At 69.7% G+C, this 23,291-nt stretch carries 22 protein-coding genes; 12 read left to right on the top strand and 10 right to left on the bottom strand.

What is annotated here, in order from left to right; all coding sequences use genetic code 11:
• Nucleotides 1-10 precede the first annotated feature (10 nt).
• The 3 genes from ypfJ to R9Z33_RS18040 form a co-directional block, all read right to left on the bottom strand.
• Nucleotides 11-832, bottom strand: a complete 822-nt coding sequence (ypfJ, locus tag R9Z33_RS18050; RefSeq protein ID WP_318647948.1) for a KPN_02809 family neutral zinc metallopeptidase — start codon at nt 830-832, stop codon at nt 11-13.
• Nucleotides 833-873: 41 nt separating this feature from the next.
• Complete coding sequence (locus R9Z33_RS18045; RefSeq protein WP_318647947.1) at nt 874-2,055, bottom strand: acetyl-CoA acetyltransferase; 1,182 nt, start codon at nt 2,053-2,055, stop codon at nt 874-876.
• A gap of 293 nt (nt 2,056-2,348) precedes the next feature.
• Entirely contained in the window at nt 2,349-3,494 is a 1,146-nt protein-coding gene (locus tag R9Z33_RS18040) for a bifunctional 2-C-methyl-D-erythritol 4-phosphate cytidylyltransferase/2-C-methyl-D-erythritol 2,4-cyclodiphosphate synthase (protein WP_318651671.1), read from the bottom strand.
• 112 nt (nt 3,495-3,606) lie between these two features.
• Between R9Z33_RS18040 and dusB the strand changes: the two genes are divergently transcribed.
• The 10 genes from dusB to R9Z33_RS17990 all read left to right on the top strand — a co-directional run bounded on the left by dusB (nt 3,607) and on the right by R9Z33_RS17990 (nt 14,982).
• Nucleotides 3,607-4,647, top strand: a complete 1,041-nt coding sequence (gene dusB / locus R9Z33_RS18035) for a tRNA dihydrouridine synthase DusB (RefSeq protein ID WP_404830614.1) — start codon at nt 3,607-3,609, stop codon at nt 4,645-4,647.
• The gene (locus tag R9Z33_RS18030; protein WP_318647945.1) at nt 4,644-5,813 is read left to right on the top strand and encodes a two-component system sensor histidine kinase NtrB; all 1,170 of its coding nucleotides are present in this window, start codon (nt 4,644-4,646) and stop codon (nt 5,811-5,813) included. Before dusB ends, R9Z33_RS18030 begins: the two co-directional genes overlap by 4 nt.
• Nucleotides 5,810-7,252: a nitrogen regulation protein NR(I) gene (gene ntrC / locus R9Z33_RS18025; protein ID WP_318647944.1), complete on the top strand. Its 1,443-nt coding sequence runs from the start codon at nt 5,810-5,812 to the stop codon at nt 7,250-7,252. Before R9Z33_RS18030 ends, ntrC begins: the two co-directional genes overlap by 4 nt.
• Before the next feature lie 13 nt (nt 7,253-7,265).
• Nucleotides 7,266-9,509, top strand: coding sequence for a sensor histidine kinase NtrY-like (locus tag R9Z33_RS18020; protein ID WP_318647943.1), 2,244 nt, complete (start codon nt 7,266-7,268; stop codon nt 9,507-9,509).
• A complete protein-coding gene (gene ntrX, locus R9Z33_RS18015) occupies nt 9,499-10,893 on the top strand; it encodes a nitrogen assimilation response regulator NtrX (protein WP_318647942.1) in 1,395 nt (464 codons plus the stop codon). The genes R9Z33_RS18020 and ntrX overlap by 11 nt, the downstream gene beginning before the upstream one ends.
• 24 nt (nt 10,894-10,917) lie before the next feature.
• Nucleotides 10,918-11,790 carry a D-amino-acid transaminase gene (locus tag R9Z33_RS18010; protein ID WP_318647941.1) on the top strand — a complete coding sequence of 291 codons (873 nt, stop codon included), beginning with the start codon at nt 10,918-10,920 and terminating at the stop codon, nt 11,788-11,790.
• Nucleotides 11,787-12,431, top strand: coding sequence for an HAD family hydrolase (locus R9Z33_RS18005; protein WP_318647940.1), 645 nt, complete (start codon nt 11,787-11,789; stop codon nt 12,429-12,431). The genes R9Z33_RS18010 and R9Z33_RS18005 overlap by 4 nt, the downstream gene beginning before the upstream one ends.
• Before the next feature lie 88 nt (nt 12,432-12,519).
• Nucleotides 12,520-12,849 carry an RNA chaperone Hfq gene (gene hfq / locus R9Z33_RS18000; protein WP_404830612.1) on the top strand — a complete coding sequence of 110 codons (330 nt, stop codon included), beginning with the start codon at nt 12,520-12,522 and terminating at the stop codon, nt 12,847-12,849.
• Nucleotides 12,833-14,161: a GTPase HflX gene (gene hflX / locus R9Z33_RS17995; RefSeq protein WP_404830689.1), complete on the top strand. Its 1,329-nt coding sequence runs from the start codon at nt 12,833-12,835 to the stop codon at nt 14,159-14,161. The genes hfq and hflX overlap by 17 nt, the downstream gene beginning before the upstream one ends.
• A complete protein-coding gene (locus R9Z33_RS17990; RefSeq protein WP_318647938.1) occupies nt 14,158-14,982 on the top strand; it encodes an inositol monophosphatase family protein in 825 nt (274 codons plus the stop codon). The genes hflX and R9Z33_RS17990 overlap by 4 nt, the downstream gene beginning before the upstream one ends.
• Here R9Z33_RS17990 and R9Z33_RS17985 read toward each other — a convergent pair whose 3' ends face one another.
• The 3 genes from R9Z33_RS17985 to R9Z33_RS17975 are packed head-to-tail and all read right to left on the bottom strand — an operon-like array spanning nt 14,983 to nt 17,548.
• On the bottom strand, nt 14,983-15,696 hold the full coding sequence (locus tag R9Z33_RS17985) for a haloacid dehalogenase type II (RefSeq protein ID WP_318647937.1): 714 nt from the start codon (nt 15,694-15,696) through the stop codon (nt 14,983-14,985).
• A gap of 4 nt (nt 15,697-15,700) precedes the next feature.
• Nucleotides 15,701-16,570 carry an isocitrate lyase/PEP mutase family protein gene (locus tag R9Z33_RS17980; RefSeq protein ID WP_318647936.1) on the bottom strand — a complete coding sequence of 290 codons (870 nt, stop codon included), beginning with the start codon at nt 16,568-16,570 and terminating at the stop codon, nt 15,701-15,703.
• 9 nt (nt 16,571-16,579) lie between these two features.
• Nucleotides 16,580-17,548: a Bug family tripartite tricarboxylate transporter substrate binding protein gene (locus R9Z33_RS17975; protein WP_318647935.1), complete on the bottom strand. Its 969-nt coding sequence runs from the start codon at nt 17,546-17,548 to the stop codon at nt 16,580-16,582.
• 77 nt (nt 17,549-17,625) lie between these two features.
• On the opposite strand from R9Z33_RS17975, the gene R9Z33_RS17970 reads away from it, so the two are divergent.
• Together R9Z33_RS17970 and R9Z33_RS17965 are read left to right on the top strand one after the other, a co-directional pair.
• Complete coding sequence (locus R9Z33_RS17970) at nt 17,626-18,837, top strand: nucleotide sugar dehydrogenase (protein WP_318647934.1); 1,212 nt, start codon at nt 17,626-17,628, stop codon at nt 18,835-18,837.
• Nucleotides 18,837-19,232: a nuclear transport factor 2 family protein gene (locus R9Z33_RS17965; protein ID WP_318647933.1), complete on the top strand. Its 396-nt coding sequence runs from the start codon at nt 18,837-18,839 to the stop codon at nt 19,230-19,232. The genes R9Z33_RS17970 and R9Z33_RS17965 overlap by 1 nt, the downstream gene beginning before the upstream one ends.
• A gap of 141 nt (nt 19,233-19,373) precedes the next feature.
• On the opposite strand, the gene R9Z33_RS17960 is transcribed toward R9Z33_RS17965, so the two are convergent.
• The 4 genes from R9Z33_RS17960 to R9Z33_RS17945 all read right to left on the bottom strand — a co-directional run bounded on the left by R9Z33_RS17960 (nt 19,374) and on the right by R9Z33_RS17945 (nt 23,268).
• Entirely contained in the window at nt 19,374-20,468 is a 1,095-nt protein-coding gene (locus R9Z33_RS17960) for an Ldh family oxidoreductase (RefSeq protein WP_318647932.1), read from the bottom strand.
• A 3-nt stretch (nt 20,469-20,471) separates the two neighbouring features.
• On the bottom strand, nt 20,472-21,446 hold the full coding sequence (locus R9Z33_RS17955; RefSeq protein WP_318647931.1) for a Bug family tripartite tricarboxylate transporter substrate binding protein: 975 nt from the start codon (nt 21,444-21,446) through the stop codon (nt 20,472-20,474).
• Nucleotides 21,447-21,517: 71 nt separating this feature from the next.
• Nucleotides 21,518-22,390: a fumarylacetoacetate hydrolase family protein gene (locus tag R9Z33_RS17950; RefSeq protein WP_318647930.1), complete on the bottom strand. Its 873-nt coding sequence runs from the start codon at nt 22,388-22,390 to the stop codon at nt 21,518-21,520.
• The gene (locus tag R9Z33_RS17945) at nt 22,387-23,268 is read right to left on the bottom strand and encodes a TauD/TfdA dioxygenase family protein (protein WP_318647929.1); all 882 of its coding nucleotides are present in this window, start codon (nt 23,266-23,268) and stop codon (nt 22,387-22,389) included. The genes R9Z33_RS17950 and R9Z33_RS17945 overlap by 4 nt, the downstream gene beginning before the upstream one ends.
• Nucleotides 23,269-23,291 lie beyond the last annotated feature (23 nt).

Below are 23,291 nucleotides of genomic sequence, written 5' to 3'. Positions count from 1 at the left end.
TTCGCGCGTCTCAGCCCCGGCCGAGGCAGGCGCCCACATCGGCGCTGCCCAGGCCCGTCTTGAGCGCGCGGACCCGCTGCGCGCTGCTGCCATGGGTAAAGCTCTCCGGCACCACATGGCCGCGCGCTTGCTGCTGCAGCCGGTCATCGCCCACCGCGGCTGCGGCAGAGAGCCCCTCCTCGATGTCGCCGGCCTCCAGGATGCGGCGCGTTTCGTTGGCCCGCCGCGCCCAGAAGCCGGCCAGGCAATCGGCCTGCAACTCCGTCCGCACCGACGCCGCATTGTCCCGCCCGCCGCCGAGGCGCCCGAGCAGGTTCTGCACATGATGGCCGACCTCATGCGCGATGACATAGGCCTGGGCGAAGTCCCCCGGTGCGCCCATGCGCTGCGAGAGATCCCGGAAGAAGGCGAGGTCGAGGTAAACGCGGCGGTCGGCGGGGCAATAGAAGGGCCCCATGGCCGATTGCGCGGTGCCACAGCCGGATGCGACCTGGCCCGAGAAGAGCACGAGGCGCGGCGGCTCGTAGCGCTGCCCATGCCGGGCGAATTCCGCCGTCCAGACATCCTCCGTGCTCGCCAGCACGCGGCTGACGAAGCGCGCGGCCGGATCGTCGCGCGGCGGCGCCTGCGCGGCCTGCTGGGTGACGGGCGCCTGGCCGGTCTCCAGCGTGGAAAGCACGACGCCCGGGTCCACGCCCAGCAAGAGCGAGATGACGATGACGGCGACGAGGCCGAGGCCGCCGATCCGCGCGCCTCCGCCCAGGCCGCCGCCGGATCCGCCCCGCGAGCCCCGTCGGTCCTCGAGGTTGCGGCTCTCGCGTTCGTCATCCATCCGCATCGGCGCCGGCTCCTTCGCGCAGGCCCGCGCCGGGCTCAGACGCGTTCGAGGATGCTCACATAGTTGGCGACGGCGGCCCCGCCCATGTTGAAGACGCCGCCGATCTCGGCGCGCGGCAATTGCATCGCGCCCGCCTCGCCGGTGAGCTGCATGGCGGCGAGCGCGTGCATGGAAACGCCCGTCGCGCCGATCGGATGCCCCTTGGATTTCAGCCCGCCCGAGCGGTTGACCGGCAGGCGGCCATCCTTGCGGGTCCAGCCTTCGAGGATGGCGCGGCTGCCCTGGCCTTCCGGCGTCAGGCCCATCGCCTCGTATTCGATGAGTTCCGCGATCGTGAAGCAGTCATGCGTCTCGGCGAAGGAGAGGTCGGCCAGCGTCAGGCCGGAGGCTGCGAAGGCCCGCGCCCAGGCCTCCCGAGCGCCCTCGAAGCGGATGATGTCGCGCCGGGCGATGGGCAGGAAGTCATTCACCTGGGCGGTGCCGCGGAAGCGCACGGCGCGGCGGGCGGTGGCGGCCACGTCGCCCTCGGCGATGATGAGCGCGGCCGCGCCGTCCGAGACGAGGCTGCAATCGGTGCGCTTCAGCGGGCGGGCGACGAAGGGGTTCTTCTCGCTCTCGTTGCGGCAGAACTCGTAGCCGAGGTCTTTCCGCATCTGGGCATAGGGGTTGTCCACGCCGTTCGCGTGGTTCTTGGCGGCGATGGCGGCCAGCGCGTCGGAGCTGTCGCCATGGCGCTGGAAATAGGCCTCGGCGATGCGGGCGAAGACGCCGGCGAAGCCCGCCTCGATCCCGCTCTCGGTCTTGAGGTGCGAGGCGGAGAGCAGGATCTCGCCCACGCGCGGCCCGGGGGTGGAAGTCATCTTCTCCACGCCGACCACAAGCGTGATGCGGCCGCGCTTCGCGCCGAGGAAGTCCAGCGCGCCATGGATCGCGGCGGTGCCGGTGGCGCAGGCATTCTCGAAGCGGGTGGCGGGCTTGAAGCGCAGCTCCGGCACGGCCTGGAACACCAGGGAGGAGGGGAAGTCCTGCGCCTGGAAACCGCCGTTGAAGGTGCCCAGGAAGACGGCATCCACCTCGTGCGGCTCCAGCCCGGCATCGGCGATGGCCTCCCGCGCGACAAGGCCGATCAGGGCCTCGGCGTCCGGTGCGTCCTCCAGCTTGCCGAAGCGGCTATGCGCCCAGCCGATGATGGCGGCGTCATGTTGCGATGCGGTCATGGCAGCTTCCCTCTCGTTTCGGTGAGGTTAGGGCAGGCCCAGAAGGGCCGCCAGTGCTACCGCGGCGCCGGGACAAGGTCCGGACATGTTGCGAAAATAGCACATATGGAGACTTCGTTAAGCGATACATTTTCGAAAGGGTATTGAACCGCCCTTCGCGCAACCTATATCTGCCTTCGTCGGGCGCTGACTCAGCCCCGACAGCTTTGCCTTCCTCAACCTTGACTTGGCCGCTCCGCAAGGAGCGGCTTTTTTTTCGGCCGCTCGCCGGGCGCGATTCAATCGGACAAAAGTCAGTCCGGAACCATGAGGCTGACCGCCGCCTGGCAGGCGATGCCCTCGCCTCGGCCGGGGAAGCCCAGCCGCTCCGTCGTGGTCGCCTTCACGCCGACGCGCCGTGCTTCCACCCCCATGATCTCCGCGAGGCGCGCGATCATGGCCGCCGCGTGGGGGCCGATCTTGGGCTGCTCGCAGATCAGGGTGACGTCGGCATTGACCAGCATGCCCCCGCGCGCCCGCACGCGCTCCATGGCATGGACCAGGAATTGCGCGCTGTCGGCGTCGCGCCACTTCATCTGCGAGGGCGGGAAGTGGCGGCCGATGTCGCCCTCGGCCAGCGCGCCGTAGATCGCGTCGCACAGCGCATGGATGCCGACATCGGCGTCCGAATGGCCATCGAGGCCGAGTTCGTGCGGGATGGTCACGCCGCAGAGGATGAGGGGGCGGCCGGGCACCAGGCGGTGCACGTCGAAACCAGTGCCGATGCGCGGCAGCAGCCGCGGCTGAAGGGTGGATTCCACGCGGGCCAGATCCTCCGGGAAGGTGATTTTCACGTTGCTTTCGTGGCCGGGGACGAGCGCCACGCTCTCGCCGATCCATTCCAGCAGCTGCGCGTCATCCGTCGCCTCGGCGGAGGCGGCCTCATGGGCGGCGCGCAATGTTTCGAAGCGGAAGGCCTGGGGCGTCTGGGCGCGGAACAGGCCGGCGCGGGGCACCGTCTCGCCGATCACGCCGGCCTCGCCGCGCTTCAGCGTGTCCGAGACGGGCTGCGCCGGAATGGCGCCGGCGCGGTGTTCGAGGGCGGCGAGCAGGGCAGGGATGGTCCCGGCAGGGATCACCGGCCGGGCCGCGTCATGCACCAGCACGGCGCTGGGGTTGAGCGCCGCGAGGGCGGCGAGGCCGGCCTTCACGCTGGCCTGGCGCGTGGCCCCTCCGGTCACGGGCGGCAGATGGGGCAGCCCCTCCAGCATGGCGGTGATGCGCACCTCCTCGCCCGCGGCGCAGACCGGCTGCAACGCCTGGACATGCCCGCCGGCCAGCAGCGCCTCCGCCGCCACCCGGAGCACGGGGCGGCCGAGCAGCAGCGCATATTGCTTGGGTTCGGGGGCGCCGAAGCGCTCGCCGCGCCCGGCGGCCAGGAGAAGGGCTGCGATCATGATCCCGTCCGAATAGGCCATATCGGCGGGGACGGGAATTCTGGGACGGAAATCTCGCGCGGCGATACGCGCGCCGTGGACGCCGGGCTCGGTTTTGCGTATGCCTGCCCAAATGATGAGCAACCGCCTTCGGCCCATCTCGCTTGCGCGCGATGTGACCATCGAAACGCCCGTGATCCTGGCACCCATGTCGGGCGTGACGGACCTGCCCTTCCGCCGCCTTGCGCGGGCCGAGGGCACCGGGCTCGTGGTGAGCGAGATGATCGCCTCGGCCGCCATGATCCGCGAGAATCGCCAGAGCCTGAAGATGTGCGACACGACGGACGAACTGGGCGGGCCGTCCTCGGTCCAGCTCGCCGGCTGCGACCCGGCGGTGATGGCCGATGCGGCTCGCCTCGTCGTGGACAAGGGCGCCGCGATCGTGGACATCAATTTCGGCTGCCCGGTGAAGAAGGTCGCGGTCGGCCAGAGCGCCGGCTCGGCGCTGATGCGCGACGAAATCCGCGCGGCCGCGATCCTCGAGGCGGTGGTCAAGGCCGTGCCCGTGCCCGTGACGCTGAAGATGCGGATGGGCTGGGACCACCAGAGCCTGAACGCGCCCAAGCTCGCCCGCATCGCCGAGGAATGCGGCATCCGCCTTGTCACCATCCACGGCCGCACGCGCCAGCAGCTCTACACCGGTGTCGCGGACTGGGATTTCATCGCCTCGGTGAAGGCGGCGGTCAGCATCCCGGTCATCGCCAATGGCGACATCGTGACGGTGGACAATGCGCTGGATGCGCTGACGCGCTCGGGCGCCGATGGCGTGATGATCGGGCGTGGCTGCTATGGCCGGCCCTGGTTCCCGCGCCAGGTCGCCGCCTTCCTGCGCGAGGGCATCCGCCTGCCCGACCCGACGCTGGAGGAGCAGCTGGCCATCCTGCTCAAGCATTACCGCGCCATCCTGGAGCATCACGGGGAGGGGGTGGGCGTGCGCATGGCGCGCAAGCATGTCGCCTGGTATTCGCGCGGCCTGCCGGGCAGTGCCGAGTTCCGCGCCCAGGTCAATCGCGTCGAGATGGGCGAGGCGGCGGAATCCCTCATCATGGGCTTCTACGGGCCGCTGATTGAGCGCGGCCACGCGCCGGCCGAAACCCCCTGGCAGGAGGCGGCATGACCGGTGTGATCAGCCGCGTGGCCGCCCTGGCCCGCCGCCCGCGCGCCCTGGCACCGCCGGACAGCGCCGCCATCCTTCTGGCGCTGCCCATGCCGGCCGTGGTGCTGGATGGCGAGGACCGCTTCCGCTTCGTGAACCCGGCGGCCGAGCTCTTCTTCCAGCAATCCCAGCAGACCCTGATGGGCATGCAGCTGGCCGAGCTGCTGCCGGCCGACCACCGGCTCTTCGCGCTGTTGCACCAGATCCGCCTGCAGGACAGCCCGGTGGCGGACCATGACCTGTCGCTCGAAAGCCCGCGGCTGCACCGGCATGGCGTCTCGGTCTATGGCGCGCCCATGCCGGACCTGCAGGATGGCGTGGTGCTGACCCTGCAGGATGGCTCGACCGCCGCGATGCTGGACCGCCAGCTGCACTTCCTGGGCGCGGCGCGCGGCGCCACCGCCATGGCCGCCATGCTGGCGCATGAGGTGAAGAATCCGCTCTCCGGCATCCGCGGCGCCGCGCAGTTGCTGGAGCAGGGCGCCTCGGAGGGCGACCGCGAGCTCTGCCTGCTGATCCAGGAAGAGAGCGATCGCATCCGCAACCTGGTGGACCGGATGGAGATGTTCTCCGACCGGCCGATCACGCGCCGCGCGGTGAACATCCATTCCGTGCTCGACCATGTGCGCCGCGTGGCGCAATCGGGCTTCGCCTGCCACCTGCGCATCGTCGAGGAATACGACCCCTCGCTGCCCGCCGTCTGGGGCGACCGGGACCAGCTGATCCAGATCCTGCTCAACCTCGTGAAGAACGCCTCCGAGGCGCTGAGCGATGGCGGCGCCACCGGCGGCGCGGGCGAGATCCAGCTCGCCACCGCCTATCACCACGGCGTGCGGATCGCGGTGCCCGGCAGCAGCGAGCGCGTGCACCTGCCCTTGCAGGTCATCGTGCGCGACAACGGCCCCGGCATCCCCGAGGCGCTGCGCTCCACCCTGTTCGAGCCCTTCGTGACCACGAAGCGCGGCGGGCAGGGGCTCGGCCTCGCGCTCGTGGCGAAGCTGGTTTCCAATCACGGCGGCCTCATCGAATGCGACAGCCGTCCCGGCCGCACCACCTTCCGACTGTCCCTGCCAGCCCAGCCGCCCAATCTGCGTGGGGACGAGGCGGCGAACGAGAGTGACGAATGACCGAATCCCGCACCATCCTGATCGCCGATGACGACCGCGCGATCCGCACCGTCCTCTCCCAGGCGCTGACGCGCGCTGGATACAATGTGCGCGCGACCTCCTCCGCCTCCACGCTGTGGCGCTGGGTGGAGGATGGCGAGGGCGATCTCGTCGTGACCGATGTCGTCATGCCGGACGAGAACGGACTGGACCTGCTGCCGCGCATGAAGCGCATCCGCCCCGATCTCCGGGTGGTGGTGATGTCGGCGCAATCCACCTTCACGACGGCGGTGAAGGCCGCCCAACGCGGCGCCTTCGAATACCTGCCCAAGCCCTTCGACCTGAAGGAGCTGCTCAACGTCGTCGAGCGCGCCCTGGCGCAGCCCGCGACAGCCCTGCCCGCGGACGAGGAGGGCGAGCCGGGCGAGCGCCTCCCGCTCGTGGGCCGCAGCACCGCGATGCAGGAAATCTACCGCACCGTCGCGCGCCTGACGACCGCCGACCTCACCGTCATGGTCACGGGCGAGAGCGGCACCGGCAAGGAGCTGATCGCCCGCGCGCTGCATGACTATGGCAAGCGCCGGCAGGGCCCCTTCGTCGCCATCAACATGGCGGCCATCCCGCGCGAGCTGATCGAGAGCGAGCTCTTCGGGCATGAGCGCGGCGCCTTCACCGGTGCGCTGACCCGCGGCGTAGGCCGGTTCGAGCAGGCCGCCGGCGGCACGCTGTTCCTGGACGAGATCGGCGACATGCCGGCCGAGGCTCAGACCCGGCTCTTGCGCGTGCTGCAGGAGGGTGAGTTCACCACGGTGGGCGGCCGCCAGCCGGTGAAGGCCAATGTCCGCATCGTCGCCGCGACCCACCGGGACCTGCGCGCCTCGATCCGCGCCGGCCTGTTTCGCGAGGACCTGTTCTACCGCCTGAACGTGGTGCCCATCCGTCTGCCGCCGCTGCGCGAGCGGACCGAGGACATCCCCCTGCTGGCGCGGCACTTCCTGGAACGCGCCCGCGCCTCCGGCCTGCCCATGAAGTCGCTGAGCAACGAGGCGCTCGAGCGGCTGAAGCGCCATTCCTGGCCCGGCAATGCGCGCGAGCTGGAAAACCTGATGCGCCGGCTTGCCGCCCTCTACCCGCAGGAGACGATCGGCGAGGAAGCGGTCGCCGCCGAGCTGGCCGAGGCCGAGGCGCCCGCCGATGGCGCGCCGCGCGCGAGCGAGACGCTGGAACAGGCCGTGGAGCGCCACCTCAAGCTCTTCATGGCCGCCCACAAGGATGGCATCCCCATTCGCGACCTGCATGACCGCGTGATCTCGGAGGTGGAGCGCCCGCTGCTGCGCCTCGCGCTCAGCGCCACCCGCGGCAACCAGATCAAGGCCGCGGCGCTGCTGGGGCTCAACCGCAACACGCTGCGCAAGAAGCTGCGCGACCTCGAATTGCCGGTCGTGCGCGGCCTGTCATGAGCACGCCCTGAGCATGTCGAAACCAGCCCGGGTGCCGCTGCTGCGACGCCTGGCCGACATGCTGCTCGGCCGGGGTGTGACGCTCGGCCTCGCGGTGGGCGCCCTGGTGATGGGCATCCTCACCTTCGTCGTGCTCTCCGACGGCAGCCCGCTCGGGCCGACCCGGCCGGGGCAGGTGGTCGCGCTCGTCCTCATCAACCTCGCCATCATCCTGCTGCTGCTGGCCTCGCTCGCCGGGCAGCTGGTGCGCGTCTGGGCTGAGCGGCGGCGCGGCTCGGCCGGCTCTCGGCTGCACACGCGGCTGGTGCTGCTCTTCTCGGTCGTCGCCATCGTGCCGGCCATGCTGCTCGCCGGCTTCTCGGCGATCTTCTTCAACCTCGGCATCCAGGCCTGGTTCAGCGACCGCGTGCGCACCGCCCTCGAAGCCTCGCTCATGGCGAGCCGCGCCTATTTCGAGGAGCACCAGAACAACATTCGCGCCGACGCGCTGGCCATGGCGAATGACCTGAACCGCGCCGTGGTGCTGCTGCCCGACCAGAGCCTCGCCTTCGCCCGCGTGCTGGCCACCCAGGCCAGCGCCCGCGGCCTGACCGAGGCGGTGGTGTTCGAGCCGCTGCTGGGGCGCGTCGTCGCGCATGCCGGGGTCAGTTCCGCCTTCCTGCTCTCGCCCCCGCCCGACTGGGCGATCGAGATCGCGACCGGCGGCGAGGTCGCGGTGGTCGCGGTCGAGGAGGAGAATCGGGTGCGGGCCATCGTGGCGCTGACCCCGGCTTCCGGCCTGCAGCTGATGATCGGCCGGCCGGTCGATTCCTCGGTGCTGGAGCACATGCAGCGCACCGAGCAGGCGGTGACCGCCTACCAGGCGATCGACCGCAACCGCGAGGGGCTGCAGATCACCTTCGTGATGATCTTCGCCATCGGCGCGCTGCTCGTGCTGCTGGCCGCCGTGCTGGTCGGCCTTGTCCTGGCCAACCAGCTCGCCGGGCCCATCTCGCGCCTCATCACCGCGGCCGAGCGGGTGCGCGGCGGTGACCTCTCGGTGCGCGTGGAGGAAGGGGATGGCGATGACGAGATCGGCAGCCTCAGCCGGGCCTTCAACCGCATGACGAACCAGCTCGCCGCCCAGCGCAGCGAGCTCCTCGAAGCTTATCGCCAGATCGCCGACCGGCAGAACTTCACCGAGGCCGTGCTGGGCGGCGTCTCGGCCGGCATCGTGGGGCTCGACCAGGATCTGCGGGTGAACCTGCCCAACCGCAGCGCGAGCCAGCTCCTCGGCCTCGATCTGGAGCGCGAGATCGGCCGGCCGATGGCCGAGGTGGCGCCGGAATTCGCCGGGCTGCTGGCCCAGCCCGGCACCACCCGCACGGCTGAGATCCGCGTGGGCCCGCCCAATGAACGCAAGACGCTGCTGGCCCGCCTCTCGCCCGAGATGGAGGGGCAGGGCCATGTGCTGACCTTCGACGACATCTCCGCCCTGCTCACCGCCCAGCGCCAGGCCGCCTGGGCGGATGTGGCCCGGCGCATCGCGCATGAGATCAAGAACCCGCTGACCCCCATCCAACTCAGTGCCGAGCGCCTGAAGCGGCGCTACCTGAAGCAGATCACGCACGACCCCGAGACCTTCACCGCCTGCACCGACACCATCGTCCGCCAGGTTGGCGACATCGGGCGCATGGTGGATGAGTTCAGCGCCTTCGCCCGCATGCCCCAGCCGGTGATTCGCCCCGAGGAGATGGGCCGGCTGGTGCGCGAGGCCCTGGTGCTGCAGCAGCAATCCCGCCCCGAGATCGCCTGGGTGACCGACCTGCCCGAGGAAAAGCACTTTGCCGCCTGTGACCGCCGCCTGATCAACCAGGCCCTCACGAATCTGCTCAACAATGCGGCGGATGCCATCGCCATGCGCGTGCAGCGGGATGAGGATGAGGGCCTTGCCTGCCCCAGGCCGGTCGGCCATATCCGTGTGAGCTTGTCTTCCGAGGCGGGGCGATTGATCATCGCCGTCGAAGATGACGGGATCGGACTGCCGGGGGGTGACCAGCGGGACCGGCTGACCGAGCCCTATGTGACGCACAAGACAAAGGGAACCGGCCTTGGTCTCGCGATCGTGAAGAAGATCATGGAGGACCACCGCGGGAGCATCCGGCTCGGCGACGCGCGTGCGGGCCTGGGTGCGCGCGCCGAATTGATCCTGCCGGAGCTGGAGGCCGAGGCCGCCGGCGCCGAGACGGAGAGCAGGGAGCCTCGCCATGGCGCATGACATCCTGATCGTAGACGACGAGCCGGATATCCGCTCGCTGATCGACGGCATCCTCTCCGATGAGGGCTACGAGACGCGGCAGGCGCATAATTCCGACACGGCCATCGCGCATTTCCGCGCGCGCCGGCCATCGCTCGTCATCCTGGACATCTGGCTGGCCAATTCGCGCCTGGATGGGCTCGAGATCCTCGATGCTCTCCATCGCGAGGAGCCGCATGTGCCCTGCGTGATGATCTCGGGCCATGGCAATATCGAGACGGCGGTGCAGGCGATCCAGAAGGGCGCCTTCGATTTCATCGAGAAGCCCTTCAAGAGCGACCGGTTGCTGCTCATCGTCTCGCGTGCGCTCGAGGCGGCGAAGCTCAAGCGCGAGATCAGCGACCTTCGTCTGCGTGCGGGTTCGGAGGCGGAGCTGATCGGCGTCTCGCCCGCCATGGCGCAGATCCGCGCGGCCATCGAGCGCGTGGCGCCGACCAATTCGCGCGTGCTGATCAGCGGCCCGCCCGGCACCGGCAAGGAGGTGGCGGCGCGCATGCTGCATGCCCGCTCGCGCCGCGCCGATGGCCCCTTCGTCGCGCTGAACTGCGCGACGCTCGACCCCTCGCGCATCGAGGAGGAGCTGTTCGGCGTGGAGCCGCGCGGCGACCAGCCGCGCCGCGCCGGCACGCTGGAGCGCGCCCATGGTGGCACGCTGCTGCTGGACGAGGTCTCGGACATGCCGCTGGAGACCCAGGGCAAGATCGTCCGCGCCCTGCAGGAGCAGGGCTTCGAGCGCATCGGCGGCGCCACGCGCGTGAAGGTGGATGTGCGCGTCATCGCCACCACCAACAAGGACTTGCAGGCCGAGATCGCGGCGGGGCGCTTCCGCGAGGACCTGTTCTACCGCCTCTCCGTCGTGCCGCTCCGCATGCCGGCCCTGCGCGAGCGGCGGGAGGATGTGCCCGCGCTCGCCCGCCATTTCATGACGCGCTCCATCGAGAGCTCCGGCCTGGCACCCCGTGCGCTGGCGGAGGACACCATAGCCGCACTGCAGACGCATGACTGGCCAGGCAATGTGCGCCAGCTTCGCAACCTGATGGACTGGCTGCTGATCATGGCGCCGGGCGATTCCGGTTCGCCAATCCGGGCCGAATCCCTGCCGCCCGAGATCGTTTCCACCGCACCCTCCATGCTGCGGCTCGACCGTTCCAGCGAGATCATGACGCTGCCGCTGCGCGACGCGCGCGAGGCCTTCGAGCGGCAATATCTGGAGGCGCAGCTGCTGCGCTTCGGCGGCAATATCAGCCGGACTGCCAATTTCGTCGGCATGGAGCGCAGCGCGCTGCACCGGAAGTTGAAATTCCTGGGCGTCCACGCCGAAGACAGGGCCTCCGGAACCGCGTAACCTGCGCGGGGAAAGAAGGGCTGCATGTCGAAGATCGCTTATGTGAACGGGGCCTACCTGCCCCAACGCCACGCCTCGGTGAACATCGAGGATCGCGGCTACCAGTTCGGCGACGGGATCTATGAGGTGGTGCACCTCTACCGCGGCCGCTTCATCGATGAGGGCCGCCATCTCGACCGGCTGGAACGCTCGCTGAAGGAGATCCACCTGCCCATGCCCATGCCGCGCGCGGCACTCCGCATGGTGTTGATGGAGGTGGCCCGCCGCAACCGCGTGACGGATGGCCTGCTCTACATGCAGGTGACGCGCGGCGTGGCGCGGCGCGACCATGCCTTCCCGAAGACGCCCGTACCGGTCTCGCTCGTCGTCACCGTGCGGCACATCCCGCCCTATCCCAAGGATGTGGAGCGCTGGACCATCGCGGCGATCACCCATCCCGACCTGCGCTGGGCGCGGCGGGACATCAAGAGCGTGAACCTTTTGCCCAATGTTCTGGCCCGCCAGGCGGCGCGCGATGCGGGCGCGGCCGAGGCCATCCTCTTTGAGGAAGCGACCGGCATGGTGACCGAGGGCGCCGCCACTTCCTTCTGGATCGTGGATGCGGCGGGTGTGCTCCGCACCCGCGCGCTGGATCATGTGATCCTGCCCGGCTGCACGCGCGGCGCGCTGATCGCGGAGATGGAGGCGGCGGGCATCCCCTACAGCCTCGAACCCTTCAGCCTCGCGGAGTTGCAGGCGGCGCGGGAGGCCTTCCTGACCTCCGCCACGTCCTTCGTGAAGCCGATCGTGAAGATTGACGGCCGCGCGGTGGGGGATGGTACGGTCGGCCCCGTCACGCGGCGCCTCTTCGATCTTTTCTCGCGGCATGTGCATGCCGGGCTTGGGAACGCCGCATGAGGGCGCCCACCGCCATCCTGTTCGACTGGGACAACACGCTGATCGATGGCTGGGCTGCGATCGAGGCCGGGCTGAACGCGGCCTTCGCCGCCTTCGGCAAGCCCGCATGGACGCGCGAACAGGTGCTGGCCAATGTCCGCAAGTCGCTCCGCGACAGCTTTCCGGAGCATTTCGGCGCGGAGTGGGAGCGCGCGCGGGACATCTTCTACGATTCGGTCCACGCGACGCATCTACAGGTGATCCGGCCCCTGCCGGCGAGCCTCGCCATGCTGGATGCACTGGCGCATCTGCCGCTTGGCGTCGTCTCCAACAAGCAGGGGCCGCTCCTGCGGAAGGAGGCCGCGCATCTCGGCTGGGCGCCGCGATTCCGCACGCTGGTGGGCGCGGGGGATGCGGTGGCGGACAAGCCCTCCGGCGCGCCCCTGCACCTGGCCTTGCAACAGATGGGCCTCAGTGCCGGCCCGCATGTCTGGTACGTGGGCGATACGGCGATCGACATGCAGGCGGCGCGGGCGGCGGGCTGCTGCGCCGTGCTGCTGGGCGATGCCGCGCATGATGGCGGCATCGCCGCCTGCGCCCCCGACCTGGCCTTCACCGACGGCGTGCAACTTGCGGCCCGCTTGCACGCTCTGGACAAGTGATCCGGGACGCCCGACATTGCCCTGATGGCAAGGCGACGGGCCTTCCCGGTGACGGGGACCCGCGACCAAGAAGAAGAAGGAGGCCGTGATGGCCGAGAAATCCCAGAACGTGCAGGACGTGTTCCTGAACCACGTTCGCAAGAGCAAGACCCCGGTGACGGTGTTCCTCGTCAACGGTGTCAAACTCCAGGGCATCATCACCTGGTTCGACAATTTCTCCGTCCTGCTTCGGCGCGATGGGCACACGCAGCTGGTCTACAAGCATGCGATCAGCACGGTGATGCCGGGCGCGCCCATCATGCTGTTCGATCCGCAGGCAGCGGGCACCGCTGCGGCCACGCCGCCCGCGACGGGCACGCCGCTGCGCGAGACCACGCTCACCATGTCGCGGGAGCCGGCCGCTGCCCGCGAAGAGTGAAGATGTCGCGGCGGCGCCGACCCGCGCCGCCGTCATCCTGCCCTTCGAGCGCACCCAGCGTTCGAACATCCTGGAATTCGCGCCCACGGGCGGCCTGCCTCGCGCGGCGGAGGCCCGGCTGGCCGAGGCAGTCGGCCTCGCTGCCTCCATCGGGGTGATGATCGTCCATTCGGCGATCCATCCGCTGCGTCAGCGCCGGCCTTCCACCCTGCTCGGCGAGGGGCAGGTGGAGATGGTCCGCCAGGCGCTGCAGGAGCAGGGCGCCACCCTTGTCATCGTGGACGCGGCACTCACCCCCGTGCAGCAGCGCAACCTGGAGCGTGAATGGGGTGCGAAGGTCATCGACCGCACCGGCCTCATCCTCGAGATCTTCGGCGAGCGCGCCCGCACGCGCGAGGGCACGTTGCAGGTCGAACTCGCGCATCTCGAATACCAGCGCACGCGCCTCGTCCGCTCCTGGACGCACCTGGAGCGGCAGCGCGGCGGCTTCGGCTTCCTGGGCGGCCCAGGCGAAAGTCAGATCGAGATCGACCGCCGCCTGATCGGCGAGCGCATCATCAAGCTCAAACGCGAACTGGAGCAGGTGCGGCGCACCCGCGGCCTGCACCGCAAGGCGCGCGAGCGCGTGCCGTTCCCGGTCATCGCGCTGGTCGGTTACACCAATGCCGGCAAGTCCACGCTGTTCAACGCGCTGACCGGCGCCGCCGTCTACGCGCAGGACCAGCTGTTTGCGACGCTCGATCCCACGATGCGGCAGATCACGCTTCCCTCGGGGCGGCATGCCATCCTCTCCGACACAGTGGGCTTCATCAGCGACCTGCCGACGCAGCTCATCGAGGCCTTCCGCGCCACGCTGGAAGAAGTCGCGGCAGCCGACATCATCCTGCATGTGCGGGACGTGGCGCATCCTGACAGCACGGCGCAGCGCAACGACGTGAATTCCGTGCTGGACGAGATGACCGAAGGGCCCGATGCGGCGCTCGATCAGGGCTGGCGCGGCCGCTGCATCGAGGTGCTGAACAAGGCCGACCTGCTGGGCGGGCCCGAGGCGATCGCCTCGCGCGCGGCCGGTGCGGTCGCGGTCTCGGCGCTGACGGGCGAGGGGCTGGACGTGCTGCGCGATGCGCTGGATGCGCGCCTCGCCGAGAGCATGCTGACCGAGCGCTTCGACCTGCCGAGCGAGGATGGCTCGCGCCTCGCCTGGCTCTACCGCCATGGCGAGGTGCTGGAGCGCGTGGACGGCGAGGATCGCATCCAGCTCACCGTTCGCATCTCGCCCGCCAACCGCGCGCGCTACGAGCTGCTGTCTTGAGGTTCTCCGCCGCTGCCGCCAGCGAGGTGGCGGGGCTGCTGCGCCGCACCGCCCAGGCCGAGATCCTGCCGCGCTTCCGGCGCCTTGCCAGCGGCGACATCCGCACGAAATCCGGCCCGCTCGACCTCGTCACCGAGGCGGATGAAGCGGCGGAGCGCGCGCTGACGGCCGAGCTCTCGGCGCGATATCCGGCGGCGATGATCCTGGGCGAGGAAGCGGCGGCGGCCGATCCCGGCCTGCTCACGCGCATGCTGGATGCCGAGCTCTGCTTCATCCTGGACCCGGTGGACGGCACGGCGAACTTCGCGGGCGGCGTGCCCCTGTTCGGCGTCATGCTGGCGGCGGTTCATCACGGTGAGACCATCGCGGGTTGGATCCATGACCCGATGGGCGACGACACGGTCATCGCGCTGCGTGGCGAGGGGGCCTGGGTGGAGGCGCCCTCCGGCCATCGGGTGGATTGCCGCGTCGCCGCTCCCGTGCCGCTGGGCGGGATGGTGGGCGCCATCTCCTGGGGATTCCTGCCGCCGGAGCGCAAGGCGCATCTCCTGCCGCGCCTCGCGCAGCTTGCGGGCACGCTCAATTTCCGCTGCGCCGCGCACGAATACCGCCTGGCCGCGACGGGCGGGCTGCACGCGCTGGTCTACAACAAGCTCATGCCCTGGGATCATGCAGCCGGCGTGCTCATCCATGCCGAGGCGGGCGGCTATTCGGCGCAGTTCGATGGCAGCGCCTATTCGCCGCGCAAGCATACGGGCGGGCTGGTTTGCGCGCCCGACCGGGAAGGGTGGCAGGCCCTGCGCGAGGGCCTGCTCGGTTGATCAGCCGGCGCCGAGCCGCGCCGCCAGATCCACGAAATCCGCCGCCACGCAGTCCCACGGGTCCTCGGCCGTGAGGTCGATCGTCTGCCCTGCGCCATGTTCCACCGGGCGGGGGATGAAGGCGGTGGCGAGGCCCGCCGCGCGCGCCGCCCGCAGGTCGCCATTATGGGCGGCCACGAGGCAGACCTCATGCGGCTGCATCGCCAGCAATTCGGCGGTGCGGAGATAGGCCTCGGGCTGCGGCTTGTAGGCCTGCACCGGCTCGGCGCCGAGGATCGCATCCCAGGGGATGCGCGCGCGCTTGGCCATGTTCGCCAGCAGCGCGATGTTGCCGTTGGAGAGCGGCGCCAGGAAATACTTGCGCTTCAGCCGATGCAGGCCCAGCAGCACGTCCGGCCAGGGATCGAGCTTGTGCCAGGCGAGATTCAGCGCATCCAGGTCACTCGCCTTGCAGCCGGTGACGCCGTGATCGCCCAGCATCGCCTCCAGGTTCTCCCGGTGCAGCACGTCGAGCCGCGTGAAGGGCCGCCGGCCCGAGCGGCATTCCTCCATCGCGGGCTGGTAGCGGCGGCGCCAGGCATCGGCCAGCAGGAAGGGATCGAGGTCGGTGCGGCCGATCGCCGAGAGATAGCCCGCGAGTTCGCGCGCGACGCCGCTGCGCCAATCCACCACCGTGCCGAAGACGTCGAAGACGAGAGCCTTGACCTGTTGCATCCGCTCAGTCCTTCCGCGCCCATTTCTTGTCGAACTCCCAGACCTCCGGGAAGCCCATCAGCTCGCACATGCGGCCGAACCCATAGCTTTCCTGCGCCGGCAGGCCGTTGGTGTCGCCGTTCTTCAGCAGGTGGGAATAGACGCGCTCCAGCGCCGCGCTCACCGCCAGGAAGCCCGCCCCCGGATAGATCGCGATGCTGTAGCCGATCTCCTTCAGGCGCGCGGCGGGCAGGATGGGCGTGCGCCCACCTTCCACATTGTTCGCCAGCAGCGGCTTGTTGATGGAGCGGCCGATCTCGACCATCTCGGCCTCGGTCTCGGGGCTTTCGATGAAGACGATGTCGGCGCCCGCATCGCCATACATGCGGCCGCGGCGGATCGCCTCTTCCAAACCCAGACTGGTGCGCGCATCGGTGCGGGCCACGATCAGGAAGTTGGGATCACGCCGGGCTTCCACCGCGACCTTGAGCTTGAGAACCATGTCCTCCGCCGGGATCACGCTGCGGCCGGGCGTGTGGCCGCACTTCTTAGGCATCTCCTGGTCCTCGAGCTGGATGCCCGAGATGCCGGCCGCCTCATAGCCCATCACGGTGTGGCGCACGTTCAGCAGGCCGCCGTAGCCGGTATCGGCATCGGCGATGATCGGCGTCTTCGCCATCTGCGCGAAGCGGCCCATGCGGCCCACCATGTCGGTGTAGGTCGCGATGCCGGCATCGGCGACACCCAGATGCGAGGCGACGGTGCCGAAGCCCGTGGCGTAGAGGCAATCGAACCCCATGCCATCCGCGACCCGGGTGCTGATCATGTCGAAGATGCCGGGGGCGACGATGAACTTCTTCGCGTCGAAGGCGGCCTTGAGGGAGGGGTTTGCCATGGAATTCCTCTACTGGCGTTGAATGTGGCCGGCGGCGGAGGCCGCGGCCCAGATGCGGTCCTCGCGCTGCATGGCGGCGAGGGTTTCGGCGGGCGGGCGCAGGTCAGGCTCGATGCCGAGCGCCGTCAAGCGGGCGCGGAAGGCCTGGTCGGCGAAGGCGCCATCCACCGCGGCGCGGATGCGGGCCGAGATGGCATCAGGCAGCCCGGCCGGCGCCAGCAACGCGACCCAGCCTGCCAGGTCGAAATCGGGGATGCCCTGCTCCTGCACCGTGGGCACGTCCGGGAAGAAGGGCGTGCGCGTGGCCGTGCTGACCGCGATGATGCGCGTGCGGCCGGTGGCGAGATGCGGCGTGGCGCTCGCCGTGCTGGTCCAGCCGAGCGGCAGGTGGCCCGCCACGACATCCGTCATCAATTGCCCGCCCGAGCGATACTGCACATCGGGGATTTCCAGGCGCAGGCGGCGTGCCAGCTCCTGCCCGATGAATTGCGACAGCGCCTCTGTGCTGCCGGTGGAGAGCCGCGCGGGATTGGCGGCGGCGAAGGCGCGCAGGCCCTGGATGTCGGTGAAGGGCAGCGTGTGCGACGCCGCCAGCACCATGGTGTTGCGCGTCAGCATGGAAACGGGCGTGAAGTCGCGGATCGGGTCGAAGGGAATCTGCGCCAGCACGTGGCGGTTCATCACATGCGTCGAGACGACGGCGGTCAGAGTGTGGCCGTCAGGTTCCGCGCGGGCCACGAGCTCGCTGCCGATCACGCCGGCTGCACCCGCCCGATTCTCGACGATGATGGGGTGCGGCAGCGTCGGCCGCAGCGCCTCGGCCAGGGCGCGCGCCAGGATGTCGGTGCCGCCGCCGGCCGCATAGGGCACGACGAGGCGCACGGGCTTTTGCGGCCAGGCCGGCTGGGCTTGCGCCCCCGTTGAGGCAAGGGCGGGAAGGATGGCCGGCGCGGCCAGCAGTGAACGTCTGCGGATCATGAAGTTTCCCCTTTGGCGGGGAGTTTCACCCGTGTTCGCTGTGGGCGGAAGCCCCGCGAATATGCAACCCTGGATTCATGAATCCACGCGTCACCGTGATCGGCCTCGGCTATGTCGGCCTGCCCACCGCGGCCCTGCTCGCCAGCCGCGGCATGGCGGTGCAGGGCGTGGACAGCAACGCCGAGGTGCGCGCCACCCTGGCCGCAGGCCGCATCCACATCACCGAGGCCGCGGTCGAGGCGTTGCTGGAGCGCGCGCTCCGCGCCGGCCATTTCACAGTGCACGCCGAGCCGCCGCCGGCCGATGTGTTCATCATCGCGGTGCCGACGCCACTCGGGCCCGGCCAGGCCCCGCTGCTGGACCATGTCTGGGACGCGACGCGGGCGCTTGCTCCCGCGCTGCGCCCGGGCAACCTCGTGCTGCTGGAGAGCACGAGCCCCATCGGCACAACAGCGCGCGTGGGCGCGCTGTTGCGCGAACTCCGCCCCGGCCTCACCGACCTCGCCATCGCCTATGGGCCGGAGCGCGTGCTGCCCGGCCGCATCCTGACCGAGTTGGTGGAGAATGACCGCGTGGCCGGCGGCCTGACGCACGAGGCCACGCGCCGCGCCCAGGCCTTCTACCGCCTCTTCGTGCGTGGCGAGGTGGTGGGCACGGATGCGGCGACGGCCGAGATGGTGAAGCTCTCGGAGAACGCCTTCCGCGACGTGAACATCGCCTTCGCCAATGAGCTTTCGCTGATCGCGGCGCGCCATGGGCTGGATGCCTGGCGCGTCATCGAGCTGGCGAACCGCCACCCGCGCGTGAACATCCTGCGGCCCGGGCCCGGCGTCGGCGGCCATTGCATCGCGGTGGATCCCTGGTTCCTGGCGCATGGCGCGCCGCAGGCCGCGCGCCTCATCCCCGCCGCGCGCGCGGTGGACGCGGCCAAGCGCGCAGCGGTGCTGGAGGAGGCCTCGGCGCTTTGCACGGCGGGTGAGCGGGTGATCTGCCTCGGCCTCGCCTTCAAGGCGGATGTGGGGGACCTGCGCGAGAGTCCGGCGCTCGACATCGCGACAGAGTTGGCGCGGCGCCATCCGGGGCAGGTGGTGGTGGTGGAACCGCACCTGCCCGCCGCCCCCGCCGGTCTTCCGGCCCCGCTGCTGCCGCTGGACCAGGCCCTGGCCGGCCCTGGTGCCTTGCTGGTATTGACCGACCACGCCGCCTTCCGCCGCATCCGGCCCGAGCAGCGCGCCGGGCGGCGCATCCTGGACACACGCGGCCTGTTCCGCGACGAGGAGGACATGTGATGCCCGATGGTTCCATGACGCTGCCCGCCCTGGCCCAGATCGAGGCCGTCGTCCGCACCTATCTCGATGGGCTGCATGAGGGCGACGGCACGAAGATCGCGGCCGCCTTCCATCCGGTCGCGCATCTCTACAACGTGGTGGAGGGCGCGGTGGTGGACCTGCCTCGCGCGGACTGGCTCACGATGATCGCGGGCCGCCCTTCGCCCGCCTCGCGCGGCCTGGCGCGGGAGGATCGCATCCTCGCCATCGACATGGCGGGCGAGGACGCTGCCTGCGTGAAGGTGAATTGCTGCATCCCGCCGCGCTACTTCACGGACTACCTGCTGCTGCTGAAGACAGCCGAGGGCTGGAAGATCGTCAGCAAAAGCTTTCATACGGAGCTGCGCTCCGTTTGATTTTTGATGCCCTCAGGCGCCGGGCGCGCGCGTCCGCGCGCTTGGCTTCGGATCGCTGAAGTGAGCCGCCGGGCCTGTTCGGCCCGGATCCTCAGGAGGCACGCTTTCGTTTGATCTGTTGCGCTTGCTGGGCGGTCGGGATCAGTGGGCCGCCTTCAGCATGTAGTCCACGCCGGCGCGGGCGGCGACGTCCTTCACATGCTGCACCAGGCTCTCGGGCATGGGGATGCCCTCGACCAGGCGCCTGGCGCGCGAGGCCTCTTCCGGCTCGCCCGGCACGAGCACGGGCTTGGCGGGATCGGCCGGGCGGGTTGCGTGGAGCACGTCGATCACCGCGTCGAGGTCGCTCTCGTAACCATCGATGTCGCGGAAGGCGCGCGGGTCCACCGCCAGCATGAAGTGGCCGATATTGTTCGGGTCATCCGGCTTCTGCGTGCGGTTGCGCAGGGGCGAGAAACTGGCGCCCACCAGCGTGCCGCCCAGGATATGCGCCATCAGCGCCAGGCCGTAGCCCTTGTGCCCGCCCAGTGATTCCGGCCCGCCCACCGGCGTGATGCCGCCATCCTTGTGCTTGAACACGTAGTCATTGGCGACGTGGCTGTCCGTCACGGGCCGCCCTTCGCCATCCTGCACCCAGCCTTCCGGGATGGGTTTGTCGTTCAGGTGATAGACCTTCACCTTGTTGCCCGCGACGGTCGTGGTCGCCATGTCGAGCACGACCGGCTTGTGCTTGCCGGCGGGTGCCGCGAAGGCGATGGGGTTGGTCCCCAGCACCGGTTCCGCCGCGCGAGTCGGCACCATCAGGATGCCCCGGGTGGAGGAGGTCACCAGCCCGATCAGCCCGGCATCGGAGGCGATGCGCGCATAGCAGCCGGCCGCCCCGAAATGGTGGCTGTTCACCACGCCCACCGCGCCGATGCCAAAGGCCCGCGCCTTCTCGACCGCCAGCTTCATCGCCATGAAGGCCGCTGGATGGCCGAGGCCGTCCGCGCCATCCACCATCGCCGTTGCCGCGAAGTCGCGCACCACGCGCGGCTCGCCCGCGATGCGGAGCTGGCCCTTCTGAAGCAGCTCCTCATAGGCCATCAGCATGGAGATGCCGTGGCTGTCCACGCCGGTCAGGTCGGTCTCGACCATGATGTCGGCCGTGGTCTCGGCCAGGTGCGGCGGGCTGCCCCAGGCCGCCAGGATGGCGAGGATCTGGGCGCGGATGGAATCATGGCTCGCGTGCAGCATGGCTCAATCCACCGTCGCACCGGTGGCCCGCACGATGGGCACCCATTTCTCGATCTCGGCGGCGATGAAGGCGCGGGTGCGCACCGGCGTCATGTTCTCCGGGATGGTGTTGCCGAGTGCCAGGATGCGCTCGCGCACCGGCCCCGCGGCGAGCTGCGCCGCGATCTGCTGCTGCAGGAATTCGAGGATGACCGGCGGCGTGCCGATGGCGCTCGACCACGGCGTCCAGGTCGTCGCCTGGAAGCCGGGAACGCCCGCCTCGGCCGCCGTCGGCACGTCGGGCAGCATGGGCGAGCGCGTGTTGGTGCCGATGGCCAGGCCTGTCACTGTGCCCGAGCGCACATGCTGCTCGACGAAGGAGATCGTGTCCGTCTGGAACTGCAGGCGCCCGGCGGAGAGATCGGCGAAGGATGCGGCCGAGCCTCGATAGGGAATGTGCTGCGCCGTCACCCCCATCTGGCTGAGCAGCAGCGCCGAGGCGATGTGCCCCGTGGTGCCGTTGCCGGAGGAGCCGAAGGTGTAGTGGTTCGGCCGCGCCAGCAGCGCCGCGCGCATGTCGGCCAGGCTGCGCCAGCCGGTGGACGGGTGCGCCACCACCACCATCGCGCTCTCCGAGCTGATGGTGATGTGATCAAGCCCGGTCAGCGGATGCACCGGCAGGTTGCGGTAGAGCCCGACATTCAGCGCATGCGAGCCGAGCGCGCCGACCAGCAGCGTATAGCCATCGGGCGCCGCGCGCCCCACCGTCTCCATCGCCACCACGCCGCCGCCCGAGGGCCGGTTCTCGACGATGAATTGCTGGCCGAGCGCATTGCCGAGCGCGGTGGAAACAAGGCGCGCATTGATGTCGGCATTGCCGCCGGGGGCGAGCGCCACGACGACGCGCACCGGGCGGTTCGGGTAGTCCGTCCCTGGCGCGCGGGGCTGGGCGAGGGCAGGTGTCGTCAGCAGGAGCAGCAGGCTGAGGGCGCGGAGCATGGGTGGTTTCCTCGACGATGTTGGGAGGCTGATTCACGCTTCTGGTGAACCCAACAGAAGCGATCAGCCTCCTACGCGATCGAATGTCGGAGCGTGCCGATGCCCGCGACGCTGAGCGCCAGGGCATCGCCGCTTCTCAGGTAGCGGGGCGGGGTGCGGAAATGGCCGGAGCCGGCGGGCGTGCCGGTGGCGATGACATCGCCCGTGTCCAGCCGCATGAAGCGGCTGATGTAGGCAATCAGCGCGGGCACGGAGAAGATCAGCTCCCGCGTGTTGCCATGCTGCACGCTCTCGCCGTTGAGCGTGCAGTCCACGTCCAGCGCCCAGGGCTCGCTCAGTTCATCGGCCGTCACGATCCAGGGGCCGATCGGGCAGAATTGCGCGAGGCCCTTGGCGAAGCTGGTCATGGCCAGCGGCTGGTCGAACTGGAATTCGCGCGCCGAGATGTCGTTCAGGATGGTGTAGCCGGCGACATGATCGAGGGCCACGCGCTCCTCCACCTCATAGGCCGGCGCGCCGATGATGACGGCAAGCTCCGCCTCCCAATCCGGCTTGGTCACGGCGCGCGGGATTTGCACGGCGGTACCCGGGCCGCAGATGGAGGAGGTGGGCTTGAGGAAGAGCTTGGGTGCTTCGAGCTTCGGCCCGCCCACCTCGCTCGCATGCGCGCCGTAATTGCGGCCGACGCCGATGATCTTGCCCGGGCGCAGCGGCGCCTCCAGCAGCGCCTCGTCCAGTGGCACGCGCAGCGCCGCGTTTTCCGGGCGGGCGGCGAAGGCGATGGCGCGTGCGGCCTCGGTCATCGCCGCCTCGTCGGCCAGCAGCGCGGTCATCGCCTGGGGCAGGGCGCCGCCACCCGCCGCGCGCAGCGCTTCCGCCAGCGGCACCAGCGCACCGGGCAGCACGCCGGCGAGCCGGCCATCCTTCAGCGTCGCGAGCCTCATGCCGCCAGCGCCGCGTAGTCGAGGCTCGCCATCACCTGGGCGCGGAGGATAAAGCGCGGTTCGTCCGGACCGTAATCGGCCTTGGCGTTGTGGGTGGTGCCGATATTGTCCCACATCAGCACATCGCCCGGCGTCCACGCATGGCTGTGCAGGTATTTCGCCTGGCTCTGATGGCGGAAGAGATAGTCGAGCAGCGCGTCGCTCTCGGTCTTTGCCAGCCCCTCGATCTCCATGGCATAGCCCGGGTTGCAATAGAGCACGCGCCGGCCGGTGATGGGGTGCGTGCGGAAGATGGGCTGGCGCACCGGCGGCTTCTTCGCGCGCTGCTCCGGCGTCAACGGCGCGCGGATGGAGCCGGGGCGGATGCGCATCATGTCCCAGAACTTCTGGAAGTCATGGATGGCGACGCGGCCCTCCAGGCGCTGCTTCACCTCGGCCGGCAGGTCCTCATAAGCGGCGTGCATGTTGCGGAACTGCGTGTCGCCGAGCGGCCGGCCATCGCGCAGAGGCACTTCCTTGGCGTGCAGCACATTGGCGAGCGCGATCTCGGTCGAATAGCTCATGTCGGTGTGCCAGCCCTGGCCAGCATCGTTCAGCCCGACGGGCTTGCCCGCCGCATCGCGCTTGTTGGAGAGGATCATGATCTCGGGCAGGCCCGGCGCGTGGAACATGTTCGCCACGTTCACCTCCAGGTCACCGAAGCGGCGCGCATAGGCCGAAAGCTGCGGCGCATCGAGGTCCTGCCCGGGAAAGCAGAGCACGCCATATTCGCCAAGTGCCCGTAGCAGGGTGCGGAACTCCCCGGCCTCCAGCGGCCGGCTCAGATCCAGGTCGAAGATGCGCGCGCCGAGGCCCGTGTTGTTGGGCACGATCCGCATGGTGTTCCTCCGTCTTTGCCGAA

The organism is Sediminicoccus rosea, from assembly GCF_033547095.1.
Taxonomy (GTDB): Bacteria; Pseudomonadota; Alphaproteobacteria; order Acetobacterales; family Acetobacteraceae; genus Roseococcus; species Roseococcus rosea.
The sequence above is the reverse complement of the archived record's forward strand: the minus strand, read 5'-3'. Positions and strand labels throughout refer to the sequence as shown.